Consider the following 2,502-nt stretch of genomic DNA (forward strand, 5'->3'; position numbering starts at 1 on the left):
CGCGACTGGACTTTCACCAGTTAGATATATGCCATGCCTGGCACACCAATAAAAAAATAACAGGTTTTAAACCTGTTACTTTTCTAATTTTTCCCTTCTTTTCGAAGAGCTAATAAACAATTTTTTTAGTATCTGCTCATCATTTTCTACTAATCCCTGTTTAATCAAAGCTAGTTGCAATTCAAAAGCTTCAATTGACTTCAAAAGATTTTCACGGTTTCTTAAAAATAACTCTGACCACAAATCTTCATTAATATTGGCAATTCTTGTTAAATCACGATAAGAATCCCCAATATATTTACCTGTATCATATTTTTCATTATCACTATTTATTAAGGCTACTGCAATTGCATGAGGAAGTTGTGAAGTAAAAGAGATTATCTCATCATGAGCCTGTGGTGACATGATTTTAACACTTTTAAATCCTAGAGTTCCTACAAACTGTTCCATAAACTCAATACATTCTTTTTTATTGACAGGATGTTCTATTAAGATATAATTAGCGTTTTTAAATACATCTTTGCTAGCATATTCAAAACCTTTTTTCTCTCTTCCAGCCATTGGGTGACCACTTACAAATTCAACATCCTGATTAATTAGATTAATTGCTTCTTGTAAAAAATATGATTTAATTCCTACAGCATCTGTAATAATACTTCCTTTTTTAAACTGATTATTTTTAATGAAATCTAAAACTAATGATGGATATAGACATATAATCGTTAAATCAGATTTATTAATAATTTCATTTCCATCTTTATATCCTTCAACAATATACCCTTCATCTTTAGCTCTTTTTAACGTATTTTCATCAATATCGATTCCATATACCTGATGTCCTTGTCCTTTTAATGCTTTAACAAAACTTCCTCCTACTACACCAAGACCAACTACTGTTATTATCATAACCGCACCTTTATACTAATAATCCTGCAATAAATGAAGTTATCATTAAAATGATTGCCATGAAACAATACCTAATTAATAATTCAAATAATGAAGGTTTCTCTTTACCAATAAAATAAAAAGTTAATACTACTAAAAGACTAGTCAATAAGCCATGCCCAAGAATAAATGATAATTTAGCATTATAAAACTGCATTAAAAAAGGAATGCAAACAATACTTACAAATACAAAATCAATAATTAAATAAATAATTGTTTTAAAATTTATTTTTAACCACTTAAAACTAAAGTTTTCTTTAACCATTTCCCACTTAGTTTTTTCTGGTATTATTTTTTTAGAGAATATAAACTCACTTTTTTGTCTTTCGACTTTACGATCAAATCTTGACATCTTTACTTCCTCAACTTATTACTTTCTTTTTTCTTCTAACATCTTAATTTTATAATCCAATAAACTCTTCGTCAAATCAACATAATAATCATGAGGATATTCTAAACGAAATACCTCATCCCAAATACGATTTTTTTCTTGCTTTGAATATTCACGAATTTCATCAACAGTTAAATCTGGATACACCTTTTTTCCATCAATAAAAATCGGTACTTGTAATTCTTCAATACTATAGCTATTTGCTAAAAGTGTTTTGAATTTCCAAATATTTGATTGATGATAGATTGTTAAATCATGTTCACTAGTAATATTTTCATCATGAAACGCAATTACATCACCTATCGCCTTACCTGTTTCATTTTCAAATATCCGATAAAGCTTTTTATACCCAGGATTAGTTATTTTTTCAGTATTTTCTGATATTTTAATTTTAGGAATAATCTCATCATTCTTTTCAATTGCAACTAATTTGTATACTCCACCAAAAACTGGAGCATTTTTAGAAACAATTAAATTTTCACCCACTCCAAAAGAATCAAGTTTTGCCCCTTGATCTAATAAAGAACGAATTAAATATTCATCTAAAGAATTAGACGCTGTAATCTTCGTTTCAACTAACCCAGCAACATCAAGCATGACCCGAGCTCTTTTTGATAAATAAGCAATATCCCCACTATCCAAACGAATTCCTTTTAATTTTTTACCTAACGGCGCTAAAATTTCTTGAGCAATTCTAATTGCATTAGGTACTCCACTCTTTAAAGTATCATATGTATCAACTAATAAAACACAATCATCAGGATAAGTAAGAGCATACGCTTTAAATGCTTCATACTCGCTATCAAATGATTGTACAAATGAATGTGCCATTGTTCCTACAACTGGTATATTAAACATCATTCCTGCCGATACTGTCGCAGTTCCAGTAACTCCCCCAATATAAGCCGCTCTTGCTCCATATGTAGCACTGTCATAACCTTGAGCCCTTCTAGCCCCAAATTCCAATACTGGTCGACCTTTAGCTTCTTTTACTATTCGATTAGCTTTAGTAGCAATCAATGACTGATGGTTTACTGTAACTAATAATAATGTTTCAATTAACTGGGCTTCGATAAATTTAGCTCGTACAGTAATTAAAGGCTCATTAGGAAACACTGGGGTTCCTTCTGTAACTGAATAAATTGAACCAGTACAAAGAAAATCTC

Annotated in this window: 3 protein-coding genes; all 3 read right to left on the minus strand. The window is 30.1% G+C overall.

The features are described 5' to 3' along the window. Positions 1 to 75 precede the first annotated feature (75 nt). Entirely contained in the window at positions 76 to 906 is an 831-nt protein-coding gene (locus ACLR9T_RS13815; RefSeq protein WP_413110071.1) for a prephenate dehydrogenase, read from the minus strand. Positions 907 to 916: 10 nt separating this feature from the next. Next, positions 917 to 1,297, minus strand: coding sequence for a hypothetical protein (locus ACLR9T_RS13820; RefSeq protein WP_413110072.1), 381 nt, complete (start codon positions 1,295 to 1,297; stop codon positions 917 to 919). An 18-nt stretch (positions 1,298 to 1,315) separates the two neighbouring features. Continuing rightward, the coding region (locus ACLR9T_RS13825; protein WP_413110073.1) for a nicotinate phosphoribosyltransferase at positions 1,316 to 2,502 on the minus strand (1,187 nt) is incomplete at its 5' end.

The sequence above is a fragment of the Thomasclavelia sp. genome (assembly GCF_047249845.1).
Lineage (GTDB): Bacteria > Bacillota_I > Bacilli_A > Erysipelotrichales > Coprobacillaceae > Thomasclavelia.